Genomic DNA, 26,041 nt, shown 5'->3' on the forward strand with positions numbered 1-26,041 from the left:
CCTCGGGTTGGCGCCCTCAATCTGCGCCGGGCAGCGACGGCAGCGGACCCGGGATCGGCGGCAGCTCGTCCTCGAGGTCGGCCAGATCGGGCACCTCGTTGACGCCTGCGTCGTCGCCTCCGGCCGGCTTGCTCGGGCGCTCGGGGCTCTTCACGTGCGCGATCAGGGCGCCGGTCTCGGGATCGCGGGCGGGCAGCTCGAGCTTCTCGAGCCCAAGCTTGGCGGCCCGGGCCTCCGCGATCGCGTCGCGCCGCTCGAGGTAGATCTGAACCATCCGGCGCGCCGCGTAGTGGGCCTTGATCCGCCACTGCGCGTCGTTGGCCAGGACCACGGCGAACGCGATCTCGGGCCGCTCGGCGGGGGCGAAGCCGATGAACCAGTTGTAGTTGAGCACCGGATCGCGCTTGCCGGTCAGGCTGCCGGTCTTGCCCGCGATGTCGTAGGCCGGGATGAACTCGACACCCTGAGGATCGCGGAAGCTGTCGCGCGCGGTCCCAAACTTGGTGGTGCCGATCATCATCTGCCCGACCTGGTCGGCGACCGACTGGGCGATCGCGCGGCTGTGCTCGGGCACCTCGGGGGTCAGGTCGCTGCCGTCGGGGCCGACCACCTGCGCGACGATGTGCGGCGGCTGGTAGATGCCGCCGCGGGCATAGATACTGGCGAGCACGGCCGCGTGGACCGGGCTCAGGTCGACGTGCCAGAACCCCGCGGCCACCTTGGCGCGGGAGTTGGCGTCGGCCGGAATGTGGGCCGGGCTGATCTCGAGCGGGAACTCGAACGGGATCTCGGTCTGGAACAGCAAGCTCGTCGCTGTCTCTTCGAGCTTGCGCTGATCGAGGTGCCCGAGCGCGAGCTTGGCCAGGACCAGGTTATAGCTGTAGGCGATCGCGTTGCTCAGCGTGTCGCAGCGGGTGTCGAGCTTGGGATCGTCGACGAGCAGATCGTCGGAGATCCCCTGCAGCCCGCCGTGGAAGCAGACCTTGGTGGCCGGGGTGGCCGCGCCATTTTCGATCAGCGAAGCGGCGGTCACCAGCTTGAAGGTCGACGCCGCCGGGGCCCAGGCGGTGGTCAGGATCTCGAGCGGGTCGACCTGGGGATCCATGCTCGAGTGCCCGGCGAACGCCAGCACCGAGTTGTCGCGCAGATCGAGCACGACCGCGGCCGCGTAGGGGACCTCGCGGTTGCGGAAGATGGTCTGGGCCGCCTGGTGAAGGACCGGGTCCAGGGTGTAGAGCAGGCGGTGGCCGTCGGCGAGGTCCTGCACGTACATGGCCGTGGCGGGGTCGACCGACAGCTCGGCCTCGGCCGCCGCCTCGGCGCCCTGGGCAACCGGGGCCGTGGGCGCGGCGTCGGCCTCGAGGATCGGGGTCAGCGCGATCGCGGCCAGGTCGAGGCGATCGCGCCAGGCCAGGGGCGGCGGCGCGTTGTCGTCGACCAGGTTGGGCAGCGCCGTGGCGGGCTTGCGCAGCTCGTCCCGATCCTCGGGGATCGACTGTTCCTGCACATAGAACGCGATTCCGCCCAGGGTTGCCAGGAAGAAGATGGCGCCCAATCCGCCAAATCGGCCTCGCGCGCTTCGCTCCTCCGTCATCGTCTCGCCATACATCGTGCGTCGGTCCAGGTCAAAAACTCGGCATACGGGGGCATGGTCGGCGCTGGGCCAATGGTGATAGGGATAGGTGGTGAGCAAGCCCGAGACGACGACCCTGTCAGGCTCCCGGACCCCATGGTTGGATGCGGCGGCCCCCGACGAGTCGCGCCCGCCTCATCGCGTCACGTTCGGGCCCGAAGATCCGACGGCGGCCAACGTGGCCGCGAGCGATCGAGCGATCGTCGAGCTGCTCGAGGCGCGCCCGTCGTGGCTCGACATCGAGGCGGGGATCGTCAGCGACAAAGATCTGCGCCGCGTGCCGGTCGGCCCAACCTTGCTGCTGGGGTTCGGCGGCAGCGCACTCGGTGCCCGCGCGGCCCTCGAGTTCGCGGAGGTCGCGGGGCTGCGGCCTGGGCCTCAGCGGATCCTGGACTCGGTCGATCCCTGGGTCGTGGGTGACTGCCTGGACTGGGCGACCGCCTGCAACGCGAAGCTGCTGATCGTGTCGAAGAGCGGCAACACGATCGAGGTGCTGCGCCTGCTCGACGCCTGCCTGGCCCGCGGGCTCGAGCCCGCGACGATCATCAGCGATCCCGTCGATGCGACCGCCGCTTCACTTCCGCCGATCAACGCCCGCGTGCGTGAGGCGAGCGGCGGCAGCCACATCGAGCTGACCATGCCCGCGGCGGTCGGGGGTCGCTGGTCGGTGCTCACCGCGGTCGGGCAGGTCCCGCTGCGGGCCGCCAACCTCGATCCCATGCTTCTGACTCGGGCCGCGATCCACGAGCGCGAGCGGCTCGCGTCGGGGCCAGATGCACGCGCCGCGCTCGCGCGCTCGCTCGGGTGGCGGCTCGACCACCCCGCGCCGTACTCGATCCTGTGGTGCTACAGCGAGGTCCTGATGCACTGGGCGGCGTGGACCCAGCAGCTCGAGTGCGAGAGCTTGGGCCGCGTGCGCGAGGACGGCTCGCGGGTCGGAGAGCTGGTCACCGCGCTGCGAGGCCCGGCCGATCAGCACAGCGTCGCGCAGCTGCTGCTCGACGGTCCGGCGCGTGGCCGGGTGACCTTCGCCGACTTCGACGATGACCCCGCGGGCACCTACGCCGGGGACCTCGCTGAGCTCGCGCGGCTGCGGGTGATCGAGCGCGACGCCACCTGCGAAAGCATGACTTTGCCCACACGGACCCTCCTGGTGCGTGACAGGAGCCCCTCGAGCCTGGGGGCGCTGATGTTGCACGGGATGATCGAGACCGCCGTCACGGCTGCCTCCTTGTCGATCGATCCCTACGGCCAGCCCGCGGTCGAGAAGATCAAGCGCGGCATCCGTGTTCGTTTGTGAGCAACACGGGCCGGGCGGACCCGAGTGCCGTTGGCCTCCCGCGCCCGGCGCAGCGCCTCTCGCTTGCGAGCCCGGCCGTCGGGCCCATGGCGAGCATCGGCCATGGACGCGCGGTCGGGCGACCCCCGCCCCATGGGTCACACATGCAGCCGAGAGCGCAAGCCCGAGCCGCGAACCGACCGGGCGAAGCTGAGGGGGACTGAACAGGTGGGGCGCCGGAAGGAAGTGTGGGAGAGCTTTCTGAGCCCCACTTTGCTACCCTGCCGGGCGAGCGGCCCACGCTGACCAGATTTGGCGGTTGGTCGCTCGCGGTCGAAGCGCGAGTCTTCGACGACCGAGTGCTGCATGCGAGACGAGAACCAGGACACGATCGTCCACGCGAAGGTGGACGAGACCCAAGGGCCCAAGGTCAAGCGCAAGGACGCTTGTTTGGTCGTGATCTACGGGCAAGACCTCGGCCGCAAGTACAACATCGTCGGTCGTGATCTTCGCATCGGTCGCGCGACGACCAACGACATCTGCCTGAGCCAAGACGCCGTCTCGCGCGAGCACGCCTACATCATCGTCGACGACTTCGGGATCAAGATCCGCGACAACGACTCGACCAACGGCACCTACATCAACGACAACAAGATCCACGAGGCCTATCTGCGGGATGGGGACCTCGTGAAGGTCGGTCGCTCGATCTTCAAGTTCTTGTCGGGCGAGAACATCGAGAGCTCCTACCACGAAGAAATCTTCCGGTTGTCGACGGTCGACGGGCTCACGCAGGTGTTCAACCGTCGCTACTTCATGGAGACCCTCGAGCGCGAGCTCAGCCGCGCGCGTCGCTACGATCGGCCGCTCGCGCTGTTGATCTTCGACATCGACTACTTCAAGAAGTGCAACGACAACTTTGGTCACCGCGCGGGTGACTTCGTGCTGCGCCGCATCGCCGAACTCGTGACCATGCGCGCCCGCAAGGTCGACGTCGTCGCGCGCTACGGCGGTGAAGAGTTCACCGTGATCCTGCCCGAGATCGAGATCAAGGGCGCCCACATCTTCGCGGAGAAGATCCGCAAGCTGATCGACGAGGAAGACTTCGCGTTCGAGGGTCGCAAGATCCCGGTCACGATCTCGATCGGGGTCGCGGATCTCGACAGCTCGGTCGCCAACGCTGACGATCTGATCCAGACAGCGGATCGGCGCCTGTACGCGGCCAAGTCTGGCGGCCGCAACCGCGTCGTCGACCACGGTTGATCTGGCTGGCATGACTGGTTGGCCTGATCGAGCGGGCGGATCGGGCCGGCAGGTTGTGCGCGACTGGGTGACCGGGCCCGTTTCGCAGCTCGCGGTCACTCGCTGCGCTCGCTGCCATTGTCTATAAAGGCCTCCGGGATGCCCGAGGATCAGGTTTGTGACGGCCGCATCGCGGTGATGCCTGCTTCGCTCGCCGATCAGATCGCGGCGGGCGAGGTCGTCGAGCGGCCGGGGTCGATCGTCAAGGAGCTGGTCGACAACGCGCTCGACGCTGGGGCGACCCGGGTCGAGGTCGAGCTCGAGGCCGGGGGCAGCGAGCTGATCCGGGTGATCGATGATGGCGGGGGGATCCACCGCGAGGACCTGCCGCTGGCGCTCACCCGCCACGCGACCTCGAAGCTGCGCACGGCCGCGCAGCTGGTCGAGATCCACACCCTCGGGTTTCGCGGTGAGGCGCTGGCGTCGATCAGCGCGGTCGCGCGGGTGGAGCTGCGCAGTCGGGTCGCGGGCCAGGCCGTCGGTCATCGGCTGCGCTCGACGCCCGACTCGGCGCCGCGGATCGAGCCGATCGGGATGCCGTTTGGAACCCAGATCGAGGTCGCGCACCTGTTTGCCAGCGTGCCAGCCCGGCGGAAATTCCTGCGCAGCGAGGCGACCGAGGTCGGCCACTGCGTCGAGGCGGTCATCAGCGCTGCGCTCGTGCACCCGCGCGTGCAGTTTCGGGTCCGCCACGGCGGTCGCGAGCTGCTGGAGTTCGCGGCCGGGGACCAGACCAGCCGGGTGATCGCCGTGCTGCAGCGTCGCGGCGGCGCCGGGCCGTTCGTGCAGTTCTCGAGCGAGCGCCAGGGTGTGAGCGTCCAGGGCTGGTTCGGCCCGCCCAGCGCCGCCACGCGCCAGCGCAGCGCCAGCTTCGTGGTCGTGCGGCGGCGGGTCGTTCGCGAGCGGACGCTGGGCGCGGCGCTCAAGCAGGCCTACGCCGACGCGCTGCCGCGGGGGACCCACCCGGTCGCGTGTCTGTTCGTCGAGCCGCCGCGCGGCACCGTCGACGTCAACGTCCATCCGCAAAAGTCCGAAGTCCGGTTCTCGAGCCCGCAGGTGGTCTACGCGGTCGTGCGCGAGCTGGTCGACGAGGGGCTGGCGTCTGCGGCCTGGCGTCGCCCGCCGCCGCGCGACGACGACGGGAGCGCGCCGGACCTCGATCACGATCACGAGTGGGCTCGCGTCGACGCGCCGCGAGCGGGCGCGCAGGCGGCCCTGGCTGGGTGGTCGCGCCGCGAGGGGCTCTCGGGTGCGATGGTCGCCCGCGACGCGCCGTCGAGCGGGCAGGGTGGGGGGTACAAGCTGGGGACCCGGGCGGCAGGCGGCGACTATCGGGCCAACAAGCTCGAGTTTCGTGACGACGTCGAGCGCCTGCGATCGAGCCTGGCCCCGGTCAATCGTGAGCGCGGCCGCGAGCACGCGACGCTGCCCTTCGAAGATCGCGATCACGTCGATCAGGTCGATCAGGTCGATCAGGTCGACGGGCCTCCGCCAGACCCACGCGCACGCGCGCCGCACGACGAGCTCGAACTCGAGGGCCCGCGGCTGCTGACCTGCCTGCCCGGTCCGGTCGCCCTGTTCGAGCTTCGCGGCGAGCTGCTGGTCGCGGATCTCCGCCGGATACGCGCCCACCTGGTCCGGCGTCGACTGCTGTCCGAGCTCGCGGCGACCACCGCGGACGGTCGGGCCCCGGCGCAGGGGTTATTGCAGCCGGTCGTGGTCCGGCGCGGCGCCGACGATCGCCAGCGCCTGCTCGCGGCTGGTGAGGCGCTCGCGCGCCTGGGCCTCGAACTCGAGGGCTTTGGCGACGATGCGGTGCTGGTGCGCGCGGTCCCGGCGGTGTTGCCCCGGCTGCTCGACTCCTCGGAGGTCGGGGGCCTGCTCGATCGCCTGATGCCGTGGCTGCGCATGCACGGCCACGCGAGCGCGTCAGCGACCGAGCGCGAGGGCTTCGTCGAGGCGGTGGCCGAGCTGGCGAGCGCGCGCACGATCGAGGTCAACCCGCGCCTGGCCCGGCGCTGGCTCGCGGAGCTGCTCGCGTCGCAACCGGGCTCGGGCTCGGGCTCGGGCTCGGGCTCGGGCTCGGGCTCGGGCTCGGGCTCGGGCTCGGGCTCGGGTGCGGGCGCGGTCGATCAGCTCCCCGGGCTGCGGCGTTGGTCGGCGAAGGAGCTGCTCGGGTGACCGACCTCGCGCGCGCCGTCGCGATCGTCGGGCCGACGGCGGCGGGCAAGAGCTCGCTCGCGCTGGCGGTCGCCGAGCCGCTCGGGCTGCCGATCTTGTGCTGCGACTCGGTCCAGATCTATCGCGGGCTCGACATCGGCGCGGCCAAGCCCAGCGCCGAAGACCGCTCGCGCGTGCCCCATCGCCTGCTCGATCTCGTCGATCCCGATCAGCGGTTCTCGGCGGGCGAGTACGGTGCGCTCGCGCAGGCCGAGCTCGCGCGCGGGCCCGCGATCATCTGTGGCGGGACCGGGTTGTACCTGCGCGCGACTGGCTGGACCTACTCGGGTCGTGGGCCCGGCGACGCGAGTCCCGAGACGGACGAGGCGTGCAACCCTGATCGCGGGGACCGACGTGTGCAGTTCGAATCGCAGTGGATGGCGCGCGAAGCCAGCGAAGCGGGCGCCATCCATCGGGCCCTGTGCGGGCGCGATCCCGAGACCGCGGCGGGGATCCATCCCCACAACGTCGTCCGTGCGCTGCGTAGCCTGTGGCTGTGCGAACACCACCAGGCACCGATCAGCGCGGTCCGCAGGCAGGATCCGCCGCGGCCTGTGATCGAGCTCCTGATGGTCGTCATCGATCCCGGCGTGGCGGCCGTCGACGCGGCGATCGATCGTCGCTGCGAGGCCATGCTCACCCGCGGATGGTTGGCCGAGGTGGAGAAGCTGGTGGCGGCCGGTTATGATGCTCGCTACAAGGCGATGCGAAGCCTCGGCTACCGCGAACTGCTCGACCACATCCACGGCCGCTCCTCGCTCGAGCAAGCCAAGACCGCGATCCAGCGAGCGACCCGCAACTACGCTCGACGGCAGCGCACCTACTTTCGCCACCAGTTCAAAGATCTTCTTCCGATGGCGCGGATCGTCAACATCGACCACCCAGACGCGTTTCCTGTCGCTCGAGTCGCGGCCTTCCTCGCGGGCGAGACCGGCTTGGATACGAGCTCGGACCCACACTTGGACCGGGGGCCAGCGTGACCAACACGCGCGTCCTCGACTTCGAGAAGCCGATCGTCGAGCTCGAGGGCAAGATCCGCGAGCTCAAGCTGCTGCTCGCTGGCGGCAACGAGGACATGGCCAAGGAGATCGAGCGGCTCGAAGCCCGCGCTTCGCAGCTGCAGCGCGAGCACTACGCCCAGCTCTCCGCGTGGGAGCAGCTGCAGCTGGCCAAGCACCCCGACCGGCCCTACACCTTCGACTACGTCGGCGAGATCACCACCGACTTCGTCGAGCTCAAGGGCGATCGGGCCTACCACGACGACCCGGCGATCGTCGCCGGGATGGGTCGGCTGCGCGGCCGCCGGGTGATGATCATTGGCCACCAAAAGGGCCGCAACACCAAAGAGAACGTGCTGCGGAACTTCGGGATGGCCCGCCCAGAGGGCTACCGCAAGTGCCAGCGACTGATGCGGCTCGCCCAGCAATTCAAGCTGCCGATCATCTGCCTGATCGACACCGCGGGCGCGTACCCGGGGATCGGCGCAGAGGAGCGCGGCCAGGCCGAGGCGATCGCCGCCAGCCTCGAGCTCATGGCCGCCCTGCGGGTCCCCACGATCTCCGTGGTGATCGGCGAGGGCGGGTCCGGCGGGGCCCTGGCGATCGGCCTGACCAATCGCATCCTCATGCTCGAGCACGCGGTGTACTCGGTCATCTCGCCGCGTGGCTGCGCGTCGATCCTCTGGAAGAACCCCGAGGCCGAGCAGACCGCCGCCGAGCAGCTGCGCATGACCGCGGAGGATCTGCTCAACTTCGGGGTCTGCGACGGGATCATCCGCGAGGCGATCGGCGGCGCACACCGGGGCCTCACCGTCACCGCCGCCGCGCTCGAGCAGGCGCTCGACGAGCACCTCATCGAGCTCGCCAAGCTCTCACCCGAGCAGCTGATCGAAGATCGCTACGCCAAATTCCGCGCGATCGGCCACATCGAGTCCCGCGCCGACGCCTCGGCCGAGTGAACCGTTTCCGCTCCCCAAGCTGATAACTGCCTTTTGAACTCTTTTGATCATGCCTTGCTGCTCGGCGCGGTCGCGTGCGCGGCCACGCTGGTTCGGCTGTTGCGCCGCCGCGATGGGATCGGGCGGGGCTACTCGTTGGTGGTCGGCGCGCTGCTGATCTTCGATCTGCTCGCCATGGGCTCGCTCGGCGAGTCGAGTCGGGTGCTCGGTGTGGTCGCGCTGGCGCTGGTCACGGTCACGGTGGTGCTGCCGTGGGTGCTCGAGCACAGCTCGCGCTGGGCGTTCGCGCGTGGTCACCTGATCTGGGTGGGGCGGCTGTCGAGCCTGCGCGCCAGCCTGATGCCTGGATCCGGCCTGGCCCGGCAGCTGCCGATCCTCGAGGGCTTGGCGGTGCTCGATCGCGAGGGCGTCGACGCGGCGCTCACCCACTTTCGCAAGCTCGCCGAGCAGGCTGAGGATGGGCCCGAGGCCGCGGTCATCCACGAGCAGATCGTCTCGATGCTGTTTCACGGCCAGCGCTGGGACGAGGGCATCGCTCACTACGAGCGCCGGTTTCACGCTGGCTACGCGGCCCTGCGGCCCAGCCTGGCGCTGGGGTTGCTGCGCGCATACGGGGAAGCGGGGCGGCTCGAGACCGCCGCCGGGCTGCTGCGCGAGCTCGAGGACGGCCCGGTCGGCGCCGATCCCAGCACGGCCGAGCTGCTCGGCCAGGCCCGGCTGACCTTCCTCGCCTACGCGGGCGCGGTCGACCCGGTCGGGGAGATCGTCGCCCGAGCGCGGTTCGCCGATCTGGGCCTGACCGCCGCGACGGCGGAGCTGTTCAAGGGCATCGCGCAGGCTCGGGCAGGGGAGCCGCGCGAGGCGGTGGAGACCCTGACCAACGTGGAGGCCCTCGCCGGCCCGCGGGATCGAAGAGTGCGAGAGGCCGCGCGCTCGCTGCTCGAGCGCGCGCGGGCGGTCCTGCCAGAGCTGCCGGGCGAGCCCGCGGCGTCGGGCGCCGCGCTCGACTCGCGCGCCGTCGAGCTGGCCCCCGAGCTGAGCGGGTACGTCGATCTGGTCGCGGCGCGGCTGCGTCGGTGGCTGTCGCTGGCGCCGGCCGTGCACCCGCACCAGCGGCCGCTCGTGACCTACACCGTGATGTTCGCGCTGTGCCTCGTGTACGGCGTGCACGTGCTGCGAGGCGGCGGCGGGATCGGCCTGCTCGAGCTTGGGGCGCTGTCCGAGGATCTGAGCCGCGGGACGGGCATGGGGACCGGCCTCGGGGCCGGGCGGGGCACGGGAAGTGCGTGGGCCCGGGTGTTCACGAGCGCGTGGATCCACGTCGATCTGGTCGCGCTGCTGCTCGACCTCTACGCGCTGTGGTTGGCCGGCCAGATCGTCGAGCGGATGCTCGGCTCGGCGCGCATGGCCATGGTCACGCTCGTCGCGGCGGTCGCTGGGATCGCCGCCTCGGTGGTCGCGCTGCCGTTGCTGTGGTCGCGGGGTCTCGAGGGTGTGGCGATCGTCGCGCCGACCGGCGGCAACCTGATGGCGCTGGGCGCGATCACGGCGGCGCTGTGGCTGCTGTTGCCAAGCCGCACGCCGGCGCTGGCGTCTCGCTCGCGGCGGAACTTGATCGTGACCCTGGCGCTGTTGTTGGTCGCGAACGTGGTGACGAACTTGCCAGGCCTGCCGGGGCTGTCGGGCGCGGGGATCGGGTTCGCCCCGATCGCCCTGGTCGTGACGATCGGGTTCGCCAGCGCGATCACGCTGGCGATGCCGCTCGAGCCGCCGCGATGGCTGGCGATCGTCCAGGAGCTGAACGTGGGCGCGGCGCTGCTGGCCACGGGCGTGGCTGCGGTGATCGTGATCCAGGCCGACCCCGAGACCTACCTCGTCGATCATCGCGCGCAGCGCTGCGAGCTCGACGGGGTCGTCGTCCACACGCCGTCGAGCCTGATGCCGCTGACGGAGCCGCCCGATCTGCCGTACGAGCTCCCGCTGGTGGAGGGGCTGGTCGACGCGCTCGAGCTTCGAGATGGCTCGCTCGTGCAGCTCGCGGTCCACCGCCAGACGGCGATCAGCGGCGATGACGGGGACCGAGCGCCGGCGTTGTTCGGGCTGGTCGACGGGCTGGCGGGTGAGGTCTCGGCCACCGCGCTCGGTCCGTTGCCGGAGCCCTTCGTCGAGCTGGTCGCGGCCGATCCAGCGGGTCGCTGGGGCGGCTCGGATCTCTGGCGCAACGGTGAGCGCGTCGGTCGGGTGATCGAAAAGCGGATCGAGGGCCCCGCAGGCGAGCGCGTCACGCTGATGTTGATCGCGTCCCCGGCGACCGCCATCGAGCACGCGCCACGGGTCTACGCCGCGATCATGCGCGAGGCCGAGCTGGCCGTGAGCGCGGGCGAGGATCCGTCGCCGCGGGTCCAGTGCGTGGTCGAGTAGCCCTCGGGTTGCCGAGCTCGAGTGTGTGGTCGCGCCGACCGGGGCTACGAAAAAAGGCCGCCGGGTCCAGGGGACCGGCGGCCATGATCAGGTGAGCTCAGGTGAGCTCAGGTGAGCTCAGCTCTCGCTGAGCAGGCTGCGATCAGGCCTCTTTGGGGAGGCTGTCGAGCACCGCTTTGAACTGCGGGTGGTTCGGGATCATCTGCAGCGCCGCCGTGCAGATCTGCCGGGCCTCCGCGAACATGTTCGCGTCGCGCATGCAGGTGGCGAGGTTGATGACCGGATCGACGTCGCGGGGGTTGAGCGCGACGACGGCGCGCAGGTGCTCCACGGCCTCGCGCGGGCGGCCCTGCTTGCGCATGATCGCGGCGATCAGCTGGCGGATCTGCGCGTCGTTGGGCCGCAGCCGGACGGCGTTCATGAGGTGGCTGAGCGCGGCGGCGTCGCCCTCGGTCTGGCGCACGGCCAGCGCGAGCATCAGGTGCGGCTGCCAGTAGCGCGGGTCCTTGGCGATGACCTCGCGCAGGAACACGGCGGCCTCGCTCTGCTGCTTGGCGCCCGCGCTGTTGACCCCGTCGATCGCGGCTTCGTAGCGATCCTCGAAGTCGTCGATCTCGAGCGCGAGCACGGCCCGGCGCCCGAACGCGTCGTCGTCGAGCGACCGGCGCGGCAGCTCGAGCAGCTTGTCGAGCCACACGCGGGCCTGCTCGGGCTCGTCGCTCTCGAGCAGCAAGGTCGCGAGCGAGGTCAGCACCGCCGGGTTGTCGGCGTGGTTCTCGCCAGCTTGGCGCAGCAGCTTCTCGGCGTCCTCGTGGCCCTCGTCGGTCGAGAGGTCCAAGAGCATGTCGAGGGTCGACTTGGCGACGTGGCGCAGGCCGATCGCGGTCTTCAGCAGTCCGATCGCTTCTTCGCGATCTTCGGCCTGCTCGGGGGTGTCGTCGTCCGAGCGATCCCACAGGACGTTGGAGAGATCGCCGTAGGCGCTGGCGATCTGGCCCTCGTCGACGGCCCGGCGCAAGAACGGCTCGGCGGAGTCGAAGTCGTCGATCTCGATCAGCAGGCTGCCGAGCAGCGCGAGGATCGGCGGGGCCTCGTTACCCTGCTCGACGGCGTGCTGGGCGACCTTGAGCGCGTTCTCGGCGTCGCCGGCCCGGCGCAGGGTCTGGATGAAGTCCACGGCGATCTGCACGCTGGTTGGCAGCAGGTTGAACGCCTGGTTGAAGCCGTTGACGGCGGTCGGCAGGTCGCCGAGCCGCCGCGCGACCACGGCCAGGTGGTGCCACGCCTCGGGGTCTTCCTTGCGGCGCTGGGCCGCGATCGACAGGGCTTGCAGGCACAGCGGCTGGGCCGTGCGGTCGCCGCTCTGCAGCGCGAGCAGGATGTCGGTCATCGCGTGGAGTGCCTCCATCGCGCCGTCCATCTTGGGATCGCGGTTGATCGCGTCCATCAGCGGGTTGAGCAGCTGATCCGCGGTGGCCGGGACCGTGCGGCCCTGCAGCGCCGACAGGTTGCCCAGGCCAACGAGGAAGCTGAGCATCGCCTGCTTGTCGGTGGTCCCGAACGCCTGCTCCCAGCCCTCGTGGGCGACGGTCTGGCCGCTGTGCTTGGCCATCTCGACCAGCGCCTCGTACAGCTTCTCGCCGATCGCGTCGGCGGTGGTCTCGGTCGACCAGGTGGCGACGGTCTCGAGCCGACCGGCGATCTTCTCGCCCTCGCCCTCGGCGTCCTCGCCCTCGGCGTCCTCGGCCTTGGCCGGCTCGGCCTGCTCGGCCTGCTCGGCCTGCTCGGGGTCGTCGAGGTGGATGTCGGCCAGGCGCATGTCGAGGACCAGCTTGTCCTCGGCCACGCTGAAGTTGGCTGCGATCAGCCGGCGGGCGTTTGCGAACCGAACCGCGCCCTGCAGCGCGCGCTGATCACTCCACGCGTCGCGGTAGATCAGCAGGGCCGGGACCTTGCGACCCTGCTGCTCGGCGAGCGCCGTGAACACGGGGGCGGCGGCCTTGAGCCCGGTGCGGGCCAGCTCTTGGGCCAGCCAGCGCTGCACGCCCATCGACAGCGGCGCGCCCTTGCCCTCGTTGGTGCACGAGAGCGGCAGGACCACGAGCTCGATCTCCCCGGCGGCCTTCTGCATGGCGGCCATCTGGGCGGCCTGGGCCGACTCGACGGCGTCGCTGCTCTGGTCTTCGATCGCCGCGTCGTCGTCGGTGTCGATGGTGCTGTTGTCGTCCTCGGCGGCCATGGGCGCACGAGCCTGCACGAACGGATGCATCCACGCAAGCCTGGCCCGCGCTCGTTTCATCCCGAATTGGCCGGTGATATCGTGGCTCGTGTGAGGCCCCCAATCACGCGGGAGATCGACGGGCGACATCGTCGCGCGCGTTCTCACGCGGTCCGCGGCACCGCGCTCGGCCTGGGGTTGCTCGGCGCAGCCGCCATGGGTTGCGGTGCCGAGCCCGTCACGGCGCGGGCCGTGTGGGTCGACGGCCTCGGCGCGGACGGTGTGCGATCGATCCATGTCTACGATCGCGGGCATCGCTACGACTTCGACGTGCTGGGTGAGACCGATCCGCACGAGCGGGTCCGACTCGGGCCGAGCGGGCGCGGCGTGCTGGTTCGCGCCGACGTCCGCGCGGGCGCGTGGTTCGACCTCGACGACGGCCGCCGCTTGCCCTTGGTGTTGCCGCCGACGACCCCTGGCGGCGACGGCCCGGTCAACTTCACGGCTCGCGGTGACGCGCTGTGGTGGCGCGAGCAAGCGGACGGCTCACTGAACCTGGTCCCGCTCGCGCCCGGCGTCCCGCTGCAGCGCCGCGATGACGGCAGCGTGATCCCAGTCGTCGAGCCTGCCGGGGCGGTGTGGGTGGTCGGCAGCCTCGACGCGCCCCGGTTGTTGGTCAAGCACCCCGACGGCAGCGCGAGCTACTTTCGGCATGGCGACGCCGACGATCCCAGCGCTGCGCTGGTCCGCGAGGCGACCACCGACGCGCTGTGGCTGCCCGACGAGGCGCTGGAGGCTCGCCAGTGCGCGCAGGCCACGGGCTGCTTCACGCTGGTCGGGGTCGAGCCGGCGGGCGAGCTGGCGATCATCTACGCGGGCGGAGGCGGGTGGTCGATCTTCGATCGTCGCGCGCCCCATCAGGCTGGGCAGCTCGAGCTCCCTGACCAGCTGGCGGCGGCGGCGGCCGGCGGCGGCGGGCTGGGCCTCCTGCACGTGATCGATCGTTCGGTCAGCGTGTGGCTCGGCGCCGGGCAGCTGGTTCGCTGGGATCGCGCGGCGGGGATCGTCGAGGCGACCCCCGTGTTCGCCAAGCCGCCGCTGGTCTGGGCGCCCGTCGATCGCGGGCGGGCGCTGGTGCTGCTGTCCCTGTCGGGGTCCATGTATCGCGTCGACGCCGAGCGCACGACCGTCCTCAACCTCCAGACCACCGACTGCTCGGAGGAAGGGGCCAGCGCGCCGGTCATCTCCCCGCGCGGCGACTGGGCCAGCTGGAGCTGTCACGACTCGACCACCGAGCTCACGGCGACCAGCGGGGTGGTCGTGCGGGCCTCCGTCAACGGGCTCGAGCGCTACGTGGGCGTGCCCCTGTTGCCGCTGGCGATCGATGATGAGGGTGATCTGCTGGGGTACAGCGTCGCGTCGCTGATCATGGACGAGGTCGACGGCGTCGCGTCGTTTGGGCGGCCCCGCAGCCTGTTCGTCCTGACCGGCGAAGGGGTGCTCACCCGGATCGACGAGCTCGAGCCTGCGCCCGCGCCAATCGTCAGCGGCGCGGGCGATATCGCCACCTACATTCAAGGCGCGGCGCTCGACGCTTCGCTGCGGACCCACGGTTCAGTACGCTGAGGTGCCTGCAACCGGCCAGCATGTCACACCGAGATCCAGCGACGCCGAGCGCCACCCCGCGGCCGGAGCTCGCGCACCAGCGCGTGGCCGGGTACTCGAGCGTGGGCGTGCTGCAGTCGTCCGCGGGGGTGCAGGTGCACGAACTCGAGCGCGCGGGGCCGGCCCCGTCGCGGGTGCTCGCCAACGTCTACCACGTGCACGACCAGCTGTTCGCGGCCCGCGTCTCGCACGAGCTGCAGCTGCTCGGCGCGGTCGAGGTCGAGGGGTTCGTGCCGCCGCTGGCGGTCGAGCGGGTGGGGGATCTGCTGGTGGTCCTGCGCGCACCCCCGCCTGGGGTGAGCCTCGCGAGTCTGTGCGCGAGCGGGGGGCTGAGCACCGCGCTGTTCTGCACGATCGCGCGGGGGCTCACGCGGATCCTCGCTGGGCTGCACGCGACGGGCGTGCTCCACCGCGACATCAAGCCGAGCAGCGTGTGGTTCGATCACAGCACGGGCCGGGTGTATCTGACCGACGCGGGCGTGGCCGCGCTGCTCGAGCGCGAGCGCAGCGATCTCGCCGATCCTGATCTCATCCAAGCCAGGTACGGGTGCGTCGCGCCCGAGCAGCTCAGCCAGGTCGTGCGGGTCGTCGACGCGCGCAGCGATCTCTACTCCGTCGGCGCGATCTTCTATCAGCTGCTCACGGGCGCGCTGCCGTTCCCGGCGGTGACGGTCGCGGCCCTGATCGACGCGCAGCTAGGGAGCGCCCCACGGCCCCTCTACGGCAGGGTCGTCGGGCTGCCACGCGTGCTCGCCGAGCTCGTCGCCAGGCTGCTCGAGAAGACCCCAGCGCGGCGCTATCAGACCGCCAGCGGGCTGCTCGCGGATCTGCAGCGCGTCGTCGACGCGCGCGAGCACGGCGACGGCGATCCATGGTTCGAGGTCGGGGCAAGCGAGCGCGCGACGGGGTTGATGCCCGCGACCAAGCTCCACGGGCGCGAGTTCAACGCCCGGACCATGGCGATCGAGCTCGGTCGCGCGCGGGAGCGTCGAGATCGCCGCCTCATGGTCGTTCATGGCGAGGGCGGGATCGGCAAGTCGGCCCTGCTCGAGGCGTTCGAGTCGGTCGTCGCGGGCGCGGCCGGGACCTTCGCGTTTGGCCGCTATCACGCGCCTGATCCAAGCGATGGACTGGGCGGGCTGAGTGGGCTCAGTGGCCTGATCGAAGCGCTGACCGGGGTGTCCAAGCGGCTCTCGCTCGCCCCCGAGCACGAGCGCGCGAGCTGGCGCGAGCACCTCGTCGCGCAGGTCGGCCCGCTGCTGCCGCTCGTGACCGCGCTGGTGCCTGGGTTCGAGTCGATCGTGGGGCGACCGCCGACGGGGCCGCTCGCGGACGGCTCGGCCCGCGACGCCGGACGAGCTGGACACGCGCTGGAGCTGGCGCTGAGCCGCCTGTTCGTGGCGCTCGAGCGGATCGGCACGCCGGTCTTGGTGCTCGATGACCTGCAGTGGGCCGACGCGCGCAGCATCGAGCTGCTGCGCGCGCTGCTGCTCGACCACGTTCAGTCCCCGCTGTTGATCGTGGTGGCGTGCACGAGCGCCGCGCTCGAGCCCGCTGCACCGCTGGGCCAGCTGCTGACGGAGCTGGCTCAGCTCGGTCGCGAGCCGGGCGTGGTGGCGCTCGAGCGACTGGGGCGCGAGGCGTTCCAACAGCTGCTCGGCGAGCTGCTCGGGGGCGAGTTCGCCGACCTCGTCAACCGTGACAGCTTCCTCTCCCTCGTCGCCGAGCAGACCGCCAACCACCCCGCGGCCGTCAAGAGTTACCTGGTCGAGCTGGCCGAGCGCGGGCTGTTGCACCGCACGCCTGAAGGGTGGGCGTGGACGGACGACTCGCCCGCGCCTGGCTCCGCCGAGGTGCCGCGCTCGACGAACCATTTATTAGCGGGCGAGCCCGCGGGCGGGCCCGCGGGCGCGGGCGCCTGGGACGAGCGCGAGCGTGAGCTGCTGGCCCGCGCGGCTTGCCTGAGCCGAAGGTTTGACCCGGGCGCGCTCGCGGAGCTGTGCGAGCTCAGCCCCGCTGCGCTCGCCGCCGAGCTGCACGAGCTCGAGCGGCGACGGGTCTTGGTCTGTGCTGGCGGCGAGCTGCAGTTTTGCGATCCGCAGCTGCGGGCAGCGGCCCACGAGTGGCTGGCCCCGCGGCCGCGCGCGCGGGTCCACGCGACGATCGCCGAGGGCCTGCTCGCCCGCCACGGACTCGGCTCCCAGCTCGGCACCCACGCGTTCGCGCTGGTGCATCACCGGTTGTCGACGGTGCCTGAGCTGGAGGGCGCCGAGGCGTTCGCAGGTCTCGCCGAAGCGCGGCGGCTCGAGGTGCTCGAGGGCTGCGCGGTCGCGGGCGCGCACGCGGTGATGCTCGGGGCGCGCGACGTCGCGTCGGCGTACCTCGAGTTCGCCACCGCGCTCGCCGACGCCGTGCCTCGCAGCAAGGTTGCGCTGGGGGTCGAGCTGGCGCTGTCACGGGCGGTCGTGCTGGCGTGGAGTCAGCGCGACGCGGACGCGGACGCGGCCTTCGAGCAGCTGCTCGCGCGACCGCTCCCGGCTGCGCTGGTGCGTGACGTCGTGATCGCGGCGATCCGTTCGCTGGTCGCGCGCGGGCGCAGCGACGACGCGCTCGAGCTCGGTCTGGCCGGGCTCGCGCGCTGTGGTGTCGAGCCGAGCGTCACGGACTTGGGCGCAGCCGCGTCGCGGGTCCGCGCGGCCTGGACCGCGCAGCCCGACTGGCTGGACGCGCTGCACCACGGGCCCGAGCTTCTGGTCGCCGAGCTCGACGCCGCGATGTCGATCCTCGCCGCGCTCGCGCGGGCGCTGCTGGGCAGGGACGCCCGCTCGTTCGCGTGCCTCGCCTGCGCCCACGTCGAGTTGCTGGTGATCCACGGGTTTCACCGCACGGCCCCGGCGGCGTTGGCCGGGCTCGGCCTGGTGCTGGCGACCAGGCTGGGCGAGGCCGACCACGGCGCCCGCCTGTGCGACGCCGCGAACGAGCTGTGCGCGCGGGCGCCCGCCGAGCTCGAGCAGGGGTTGTGGGTCGAGAGCATCGCGTGGCTGCGAGTCTGGCCGCTGAGTCGTCCGCTCGACCGCAGCCACGCGCGACCACGCCAGCTGCTGCGCGAGGCGGTGGATCATGGCGCGCTCGAGCTCGCCGCGAGCATCGCCAACGCCGAGGTCGCCCGCTCGCTCGCGGGCGCCGGCGAGCTCGGCGGTGTGTCGGAGTTAATCGCGCGAGGCCAGCGGTGGTCGGCGCGGCTCGACGGCGGCCGCGATGCTGGTGGCGCCCTCGACCTGCGGCTGGCCTTTGCCGGACATCGCCGGGTGGTCGAGCGGCTGCAGCGGCCGCTCGAGGCAGGCGTGAGCGGGGGCTGGCTGGGCGAGGCCGAGCTCGAGCGGGGCAGCGCGGCCACGCGCGCTGGCGTCTGGATCTTCCAGTCGGTCGCCCAGTGGTTGCTCGGCGAGCGGGCGGCCGCGACCGCGAGCGTGAGCCGCTTCGTCGGCGAGCTCGAGCACGCGCTGGCGGGGTCGTGGACGGGCGCGCTGGCGGTCGTGATGTCGGCGATCACCGCTTCGGCGCAGCTGTCCGTCGGCGAGTCCATCGAGCCACAGGCGCGCGCGCAGCTCGACCACGCGCGCGCGCTCGCGGGCGGCTTCGCGGCCCAGGGCTGGACCAATTTCAGCGCGTGCGCCGAGCTCGTCGCGGCCGAGCACGCGCGCGGCCGGGGGCGGATCGATCAGGCCTTCGCAAGCTATGAGCGCGCGTGCGATCTGGCCGAGACCACCGATCGCAGCTGCGTGCACGCGCTCGCGTGCGAGCGGCTGTTGAGCCTCGCTCAGGCCCACGGGCGCCAGGCCACCGCTCGCGGCGCGACGCTCACCGCGATCACACGCGCGCGGCGGTGGGGAGCGTCGGAGTTGGTCGCGCAGCTCGAGCGCGGCCACCCCGAGCACGCCGAGCTGGTCGCGCAGGCGAGCTCGCTGCCGACGTTGGGGCCACCGCCCGTCGCGGCGTCGGCGATCGCGCCCGGCGACGCTCGCGAGCCGGTCGACTCCGAGCTGCTGGTGGGGATGTTGTACTTGATCGGCGAGGACCTCGATCTCGACGAGGTAGTCTCGCGCGTGCTCGAGGGCGCCCTCGCGACCAGCGACGCCGAGCGGGGCGTGCTGCTGCTCGAGCGTGACGGCGAGCTGTACGAGGTCGCCCGCGCGTGCCAGGGGGCGCGGTTGATCCGCGTCGACGATGCGGTGGCGCTCGCACACGCGGGCGACCAGCTGCCCGTCACCGCGATCGACCACGCCATGCGGACGGGGACGGCGCTGGTGCTCGACGACGCGACCACCGATCCACGCTTCGCCAGTGATCCCTACGTGCAGCTGACCCGCCCGCGCTCGTTGCTGTGCACGCCGATCTCGGGTCCCGTTGGGCAGATCGGCGCGCTGATGCTCGAGCATCTCCAGGTCGTCGGGGTGTTCTCGGGCGACCGGCTGTCGGCGCTGCGCGTGCTCGCCAGCCAAGCCGGTGCCACGCTCGGCCACGCGCGCATCCACGAGGCCCTGCAGCGCAGCCAGGCGCTGTTTCAGACCGTCGTCAGCGGCGCACCCGACATGATCGCGCTGCTCGACCGACACGGACGCATCGAGTTCATCAACCATCTCGGCGGGTTCCCCGGCGATCCGGCGAGCCTGATCGGGATGGACGCAGCCCTGTTGTTGGGCGCCAACGCGGCGCCACGCTGGCGCGCGGCCGTTGCGAACGTGCGCGAGACCGGCGAGCAACAGGAGTTCGAGATCGAGCTCGAGCTGCCCGATGGCACGGTCCACTGGTACGAGATCCGCGTGGGGGCGGTGGGGTTCGGCAGCCGCCACGGCAACCTTTTGAGCGTCTCGACCAACATCACGGGGCGCAAGCGGGCCGAGGCCGAGCGGCTGTCGCTCGAGGCCCAGCTGCGCCAACAACAGCGGCTCGACTCGGTCGGCACCCTGGCCAGCGGTGTGGCCCACGAGATCAACAACCCGATCCAGGGCATCATGAACTACGCCGAGCTGATCGCGGGGCGAGCCGACGACCCCGCGCTCGTCGGCGAGTTTGCCCAGGAGATCTTGGTCGAGTCCGACCGCGTGGCCACGATCGTGCGCAACCTGCTGGCCTTCTCGCGCCAGGACGTCGACGAGCCCCCGGAGCTGCGGCGGGTCGAAGATCTAGTCGCGACCACCTTGACGCTGTTCCGCGCGGTCGTGACGCGCGATGGGATTATCTTGCGGGTCGACACGCCGACTGGGCTTCCACGCGTCCGCTGCCGGCCTCAACAGGTTCAGCAGGTGATCATGAACCTGGTCACCAACGCTCGCGACGCGGTTCGGTCGATGTACCCGGACCCAAAGCGGGCGCCGGAGGGCAGCAACGTGATCGCCATCTCGGCTTGCGCGGTCGAGGCCGACCAGGGGCCGCTCGTTCGGTTGAGCGTCACGGACCGTGGGGGCGGCGTGCCGGACCACGTGCGCGCTCGCATCTTCGATCCCTTCTTCACGACCAAGGGGCGGGATCAAGGCACTGGCCTGGGTCTGGCGGTCAGTCATGGGATCGCGGGTGATCACGGCGGCGAGCTGTGGTTTGAGACCGAGCCCGGGGTCGGCAGCGTGTTCCACCTGGATCTGCCAGGTGAGTCGGCCTGAGGTGTGCTGATTGGCATCGGGTCCAGGATTGGAGGCAGGGCTGGCGCGAGTTGCACCGTGAGCATTGGGCAGCCGTGGGCACCCCGAGCCGGCCGCTGTGGGTGTATTCATGTCGCCGACAGTGTCGGTCCCGCTCGCCAGCTACTCGACTCGCCGCCTGCTGCGTGCGTCCGCTCGAGCCCATGTGTACGAAGCCGTGCGCAAGCGGGACGACAAGCGCGTCGTCGCGAAGGTGTTCGAGCTGGGTGACGACGGCGTCGAAGCGCGAGTCGAGCATGAGTTTCGGCTGCTGCAGCAGCTCGACGTCGTGGGCGTGGTGCGGGCGCTCGGGGTCGAGCGGGCTGGCGATCGCCTCGTGTTGTTGCTGGACTACGTCGACGGGGTCAACCTCGCCCAGTTCGCCGATGGCCAGCCGATCGACGTCGATGTGTTCCTGCCCAAGGCGCTGAGCCTCGTCGCGACCCTCGGCCGGGTTCACGAGCGCCGCATCGTCCACCGCGACATCAAGCCCAGCAACGTGCTAGTCGAGGCCGCGACCGGCGATGTGTTCCTGGCCGACTTCGGCATCTCGGTGCTGCTCGAGAGCGAGCGGCAGCACCTGTTCGATCCCGAGGTCATCGAGGGCACGCTGCCCTACGTGTCGCCCGAGCAGACCGGACGCACGACCCGCGAGGTCGACTTTCGTAGCGATCTGTACTCGCTCGGGGCCACGTTCTACGAGCTGCTGACCGGGCGTCGGCCGTTCGAGGCGAACGAGCCGCTCGAGCTGATTCACGCCCACCTGGCGCGGCGACCGACGCCACCCGACGAGCTCAACTCGAGCCTGCCCGCGCAGCTGTCGGCGATCGTCATGAAGCTGCTCGAGAAGGCGCCCGAGCACCGCTACCAGTCGGCGGGGGGGCTGCACGCGGATCTCGAGCGCTGCGCTCAGGCCCTGGCCACGGGCGACGCCCAGTCGCGCTTCGAGCTGGGCGGTCACGATCACCCCAGCACCTTGCAGCTGCCGCATCAGCTCTACGGACGCACGCGCGAGCGCGACACGATCGAGCGGGCGCTCGCGGCGGTCAGCGAGAGCAGTCAGCGGCGGATGGTGTTGATCAGCGGCGCGCCGGGTCTGGGCAAGACGGCCTTGCTGCGCACGATCGACACCCGCGTGGACGCCAGCGGCGGGCACATGGCGTTCGGAAAATTCGAGCACCACCAGGTCGACGTGCCGTACCGCGGCTTCATCAGCGCGTTCACGAGCTTGATCGAGCAGGTGCTGACGCGCAGCGACGAGCAGCTCGGGCGCTGGCGAAGAACGCTCAAGCAGGCGCTCGGGCCGATCGCGGGCGTGGTCGCAGCGATGGTCCCGGAGCTCGCGCTGGTCCTGGGTGAGCTGCCGCCAGTGCCCACGCTCGAGCTCGGCGAGTCACGCAACCGCCTGCACGTCGCGCTGACCCGGTTCGTCTCGGGCTTCGCACGCGAGGGGCCGCTGGTGCTGGTGCTCGACGATCTGCAGTGGGCCGACCCGGCCAGCCTCGAGCTCCTGCGCGTGCTCTGGAGCGAGGGCGGCGAGAGCCCGGTGCTGTTCGTCGGCGCCTATCGCAGCGGCGAGGTCGATGACGAGCACCCGCTGCGACGCTTGCTCGACTCGGTCGAGACCACGCAGGTGGGCGCTGTCCACGACCCACGCGTCTCGCGGATCGAGCTGCAGCCGCTGGGCCGCGAGGATCTCGAGCAGCTGCTCGCCGACGTGCTCGGTCGTCCCCGGGTCGAGATGGCTGCGCTCGCGCAGCTGGTCGCGCGCAAGACCGCCAGCAACCCGCTGTTCATCCGCCAGTTCTTGCTGCACATCGAGCAGCTGCAGCTGCTGCGCCCCACCAGCGCCGGGTGGCAGTGGGACCCGGACGAGATCGCCGCCGCTGGGATCCCCGACGACGTCGTCGAGGTCATGCGTGCGCGGCTCGATCGCCTGCACCCCGACTCGCGCGAGCTGCTGGCGCTGGCGGCCTGCGTGGGCTCGCGCTTCGACGTCGCGCTGCTCGAGGCGCTCGGCGATCCCCGGCGCTCGGTCGTGCTCGGGGCGCTGCACGATCTCGAGCAGCAGGGCCTGGTCAGCCCGTCTGGGTCCGACTACGTGTTCAGCCACGAGCGGATCCGTGCGGTCGCGCGGGACCGAATCGAGCCCGAGACCCGGCGCTCGTTGGACTGGGAGATCGGCGACTACTTGCTCGCGCGCTACAGCCGAGGGGGAGGGGAGGACGGGCTCGGCGAGCGGGTGTTCGAGGTCGTCGACCACCTCGACGCCGGGCTGCCGATCGAGCGGATGCCCGAGCCGCGTCGGCAGCTGCTGGTCCGGCTCAACCTGCAGGCCGGGCAGCGTGCGCTCGACTCGGCGGCATGGGCGGCCGCGCGCGCCTACTTCGACCTTGGCGTCGAGCTGCTCGCGGGTGACCTCGAGCGATCAGCGCGGGCGTCGGGCCCAGCTCGCGATCAGGCGTTCGCCGCCGCGTTTGGTCAGGCCCAGGCGATGGCGGTTGGTGGTCACACGGATCAGGCCGAGGCGGCGTTCGAGCGGCTGCTCGGGTGGGAGCTGACGATCGTCGAGCGCGCCCGCGTGCTCGGGCGCCAGGTCCGGATCCTCGAGCTGCGCGAGCGCCCGGCCGAGGCCCTGGCGCAGGCGCTGTCGGGGCTCGCGGCGCTGGGCTGCAAGCTCCCGCGCGCGTCCTCGAAGCCGCAGATGATCCTCGCGATCATCCGCGCGACGCGATCGGTCAAGGGCGCCACTCGCAAGCGCTTCCGCGACATGCCCGTCGCGACCGACGAGCGCGAAATTGCGATCATGCACCTGCTGGCCGCGGCGATCGGTCCCGCGTGGCTCGCCGGGCAAGAGCTGTGGGTGATCATCGTCTGCACGCATCTGCAGACCTTGATGCGGGCTGGCTACCATCCAACCGCCGGCTCGGCGCTCGGTAGCTTTGCGATGCTCCTGATGAGCATGGGCAAGGCCGACGAGGCCCGCGAGATGGTCGACAGCGCGGTCGAGCTCGCGACCGCGCGCGAGAGCACGCCCGCGGCGCGAGTCTCGGCCCGCTCGAACTCGCTGGTCATGGTCGGGCCGCAGTGTCGGGCGTTCCGTGAGGTCGCCGAGCCAATGGAGGCCGCCCACGCCGAGGCGATCGAGGTCGGCGAGCGCTACGTCGCCGGGTTGATCGGCTCCGTCGGGCTCGTCAACCACCTCGAGGCCGGCACCCACCTGCGTGAGATCCTCGAGATCGACGCGCGGGTGCGCAGCGTCGACGAGAGCTTTGGTGGCCGCGAGCTGCAGATCCTCGCCGAGATGTTTCGCCGGCTGCTGGGGTGCATGATCGGGACCGAGGGCGCGAGCCTGATGCGGCTCGACGACGTCGCCAGCGACGAGATCAGCCCGCTGACTCGCTACGTGATCATCACGTCGGAGGTCTGGGGGCGGATGCTGCTCGGTGACGCCGAGCAGGCGTGGACGCTCGCCCAGCAGGTGCTCCACGACTACGAGCGCGTGCTGCTCGGGAGCATCGTGGTCCCGCGGTTTGCGATGCTCGCCGCCCTGCTCGCGGCCCGGCGCTGCTCGGCCGCTGGCGCCAGTGAGCGGCGCAGGCTGGTCGCGGGGATCCGCAAGCGGCTGCGAACGATCCGGCGGTTCGCGAGGCTGTGCCCCGAGAATTACCAGGCGATGGCGGATATCGTCGCGGGTGAGCTGGCCTCGCTGCGCGGGCAAGCCGACGCCGCGCTGCGGATGTTCGAGCGGGCCCACGCCGCCGCGCTCGAGTCCGGGGCGCACTACGTGGCCGCGCTCGCCAGCGTGAGCCTGGCGACCTGGGCCAAGCAGCGGGGCCTGGCCTCGACCGAGCTTGGGGCCCAACGCAGCGCCCGCGAGGCCTACGAGCGAATGGGCGCGCGGGCGCTGGTCGAGCAGCTCGACCGCGAGCACGGCCGGCTCGCGTCGCACGAGCTGCCGCCGCTCGAGCGCTCGAGCATGACCCAGACCACCATGTTTCGCGGGGCGATCACGACCGACGGCTCGGGCCAGTCGCTCGACGTCGCGACCGTGCTCGCGACCATGCAGGTCATGCAGGCGATCAGCGAGGACCTCGAGCTCGGGCAGGTGATCACCCGGGTGCTCGCCAGCGCGATCGAGCACGCTGGCGCCGACCGAGGCGTGCTGATGCTCGATCGCGGCGGCGAGTTTGCGATGGTCGCCGAGGGCGAAGGTCGGGAGACCGCCGAGTTCATGGCCAACCCCGTGCCGCTGCGCGACGCTCGTGATCGGCTGGCGACCTCGGTCGTGCTCTACGTGGTCCGCACGGGCGGCTCCGTCGTGGTCGACGACATCGCCGCCGACTCGCGGTTCTCGAGCGATCCCTACGTGGTCAGCTCGGGCGTGCGGTCGCTGCTGTGCATGCCGATCCTCAAGCAGACCAAGCGGATCGGCGCGCTGATGCTCGAGAATCGCCTCGCCGCCGGGGCGTTCACGGGTGAGCGGCTCGAGATCCTGCGGATCCTGCTGGCCCAAGCCGCGAGCGCGCTCGACAACTCGCGCCTGTACGCGGCCCTGGCTCGAAGTGAGGCGCAGTGGCGCTCGCTGGTCGACGGGGTCCCTGACGTGATCGCGCTCATGGACGCGCACGGGCAGCTCGAGTTCGTCAACCACCTCTCGCCCTACGACGCGGATCCCAGCCAGCTGATCGGGCGCAGCGCGGACGCGTACCTCGATCCTGCCTCGAAGCTGGCGTGGCGAGACGCGTTCGACAGCGTCGTCGCGGGCCGAGCCCCGCGCGAGGTCGAGCTGTGCGTGGCCCCCGAGGGGCACCCGCGGCGCCACTACATGACCCGGATCGTGAGCGTGGGGACCGGCGTCGGCGCGGGGGCCCAGACCAAGTACCTGACGATCTCGACCGACATCAGCGAGCGCAAGGGGCTCGAGGCCCAGCTGCGTCAGCAGCAGCGGCTCGACTCGCTCGGGACCCTCGCCAGCGGCGTGGCCCACGAGATCAACAACCCGGTCCAGGGCATCCTCAACTACGCGGAGCTGATCTACGGCCGCGCGGAGGATCCCGCGACCGTGCGCGAGTTCTCGCGCGAGATCACCAACGAGTCCGAGCGGGTCGCCACGATCGTGCGCAACCTGCTGGCGTTCTCTCGGCAAGAGCGCGAGCAGCAGCGCGAGGACGTCAGCGTCAGCCAGCTCGTGGAGGCCACGCTCTCGCTGATCCAGGCCGTGATCCGCAAGGACTACGTTCGCGTGGCCCTCGAGCTGCCGGACGAGCTGCCGCTGGTCTCGTGTCGCGCGCAGCAGATCCAGCAGATCATCATGAACCTGGTGACCAACGCCCGCGACGCCCTCAACGATCGCTACTCGGGCTTTCACGACGACAAGGTCGTGGAGATCAGCGCGCGCGGGTTCGACCGCGACGGCCGATCGTGGCTTCGACTCACGATCGCCGATCGCGGCACCGGGATCCCCGAAGACGTGTGCGCGCGCATCTTCGATCCCTTCTTCACCACCAAGGGCCGGGACCAGGGCACCGGTCTGGGCCTGGCCGTGAGCCACGGGATCGCGCTCGAGCACGGCGGGGATCTGCGGGTCGAGAGCGAGGTCGGCGTCGGTACCCGCTTTCACCTCGAGCTGCCGATCGCGGCGGAGCTCGCGGGATGATCGGGGGTCCGG

11 protein-coding genes are annotated in these 26,041 nt (G+C 71.1%); 9 read left to right on the forward strand and 2 right to left on the reverse strand.

Annotation, left to right across the window (positions count from 1 at the left end):
* Positions 1–16: 16 nt before the first annotated feature.
* The gene (locus ENSA7_RS31945; RefSeq protein ID WP_181234304.1) at positions 17–1,594 is read right to left on the reverse strand and encodes a penicillin-binding transpeptidase domain-containing protein; all 1,578 of its coding nucleotides are present in this window, start codon (positions 1,592–1,594) and stop codon (positions 17–19) included.
* 91 nt (positions 1,595–1,685) lie between these two features.
* Between ENSA7_RS31945 and ENSA7_RS31950 the strand changes: the two genes are divergently transcribed.
* From ENSA7_RS31950 to ENSA7_RS31975, 6 genes are all read left to right on the forward strand, one after another.
* Positions 1,686–2,933 (forward strand): phosphoglucose isomerase-related protein, encoded by a 1,248-nt coding sequence (locus ENSA7_RS31950; protein WP_181234305.1) that lies wholly within the window; start codon positions 1,686–1,688, stop codon positions 2,931–2,933.
* 345 nt (positions 2,934–3,278) lie between these two features.
* The gene (locus ENSA7_RS31955; protein WP_106093195.1) at positions 3,279–4,172 is read left to right on the forward strand and encodes a GGDEF domain-containing protein; all 894 of its coding nucleotides are present in this window, start codon (positions 3,279–3,281) and stop codon (positions 4,170–4,172) included.
* A gap of 138 nt (positions 4,173–4,310) precedes the next feature.
* Positions 4,311–6,392, forward strand: a complete 2,082-nt coding sequence (gene mutL / locus ENSA7_RS31960) for a DNA mismatch repair endonuclease MutL (protein WP_106093196.1) — start codon at positions 4,311–4,313, stop codon at positions 6,390–6,392.
* Complete coding sequence (miaA, locus tag ENSA7_RS31965; RefSeq protein ID WP_181234306.1) at positions 6,389–7,411, forward strand: tRNA (adenosine(37)-N6)-dimethylallyltransferase MiaA; 1,023 nt, start codon at positions 6,389–6,391, stop codon at positions 7,409–7,411. The genes mutL and miaA overlap by 4 nt, the downstream gene beginning before the upstream one ends.
* Entirely contained in the window at positions 7,408–8,388 is a 981-nt protein-coding gene (locus ENSA7_RS31970) for an acetyl-CoA carboxylase carboxyltransferase subunit alpha (RefSeq protein WP_106093198.1), read from the forward strand. Before miaA ends, ENSA7_RS31970 begins: the two co-directional genes overlap by 4 nt.
* Positions 8,389–8,421: 33 nt before the next feature.
* The gene (locus tag ENSA7_RS31975) at positions 8,422–10,809 is read left to right on the forward strand and encodes a rhomboid family intramembrane serine protease (RefSeq protein WP_146158374.1); all 2,388 of its coding nucleotides are present in this window, start codon (positions 8,422–8,424) and stop codon (positions 10,807–10,809) included.
* Positions 10,810–10,951: 142 nt separating this feature from the next.
* Here the strand turns inward: ENSA7_RS31975 and ENSA7_RS31980 are convergent, their stop codons facing one another.
* The gene (locus tag ENSA7_RS31980; RefSeq protein ID WP_146158375.1) at positions 10,952–13,078 is read right to left on the reverse strand and encodes a tetratricopeptide repeat protein; all 2,127 of its coding nucleotides are present in this window, start codon (positions 13,076–13,078) and stop codon (positions 10,952–10,954) included.
* A 60-nt stretch (positions 13,079–13,138) separates the two neighbouring features.
* Between ENSA7_RS31980 and ENSA7_RS31985 the strand changes: the two genes are divergently transcribed.
* The 3 genes from ENSA7_RS31985 to ENSA7_RS31995 all read left to right on the forward strand — a co-directional run bounded on the left by ENSA7_RS31985 (position 13,139) and on the right by ENSA7_RS31995 (position 26,029).
* Positions 13,139–14,653 (forward strand): hypothetical protein, encoded by a 1,515-nt coding sequence (locus ENSA7_RS31985; protein WP_146158376.1) that lies wholly within the window; start codon positions 13,139–13,141, stop codon positions 14,651–14,653.
* 20 nt (positions 14,654–14,673) lie between these two features.
* Positions 14,674–20,352, forward strand: coding sequence for an ATP-binding protein (locus ENSA7_RS31990; protein WP_106093202.1), 5,679 nt, complete (start codon positions 14,674–14,676; stop codon positions 20,350–20,352).
* Between the two features lie 109 nt (positions 20,353–20,461).
* On the forward strand, positions 20,462–26,029 hold the full coding sequence (locus tag ENSA7_RS31995; RefSeq protein WP_106093203.1) for an AAA family ATPase: 5,568 nt from the start codon (positions 20,462–20,464) through the stop codon (positions 26,027–26,029).
* The last annotated feature ends 12 nt before the right edge of the window (positions 26,030–26,041 follow it).

It is taken from the genome of Enhygromyxa salina (assembly GCF_002994635.1).
GTDB classification, from domain to species: domain Bacteria; phylum Myxococcota_A; class Polyangia; order Nannocystales; family Nannocystaceae; genus Plesiocystis; species Plesiocystis salina_B.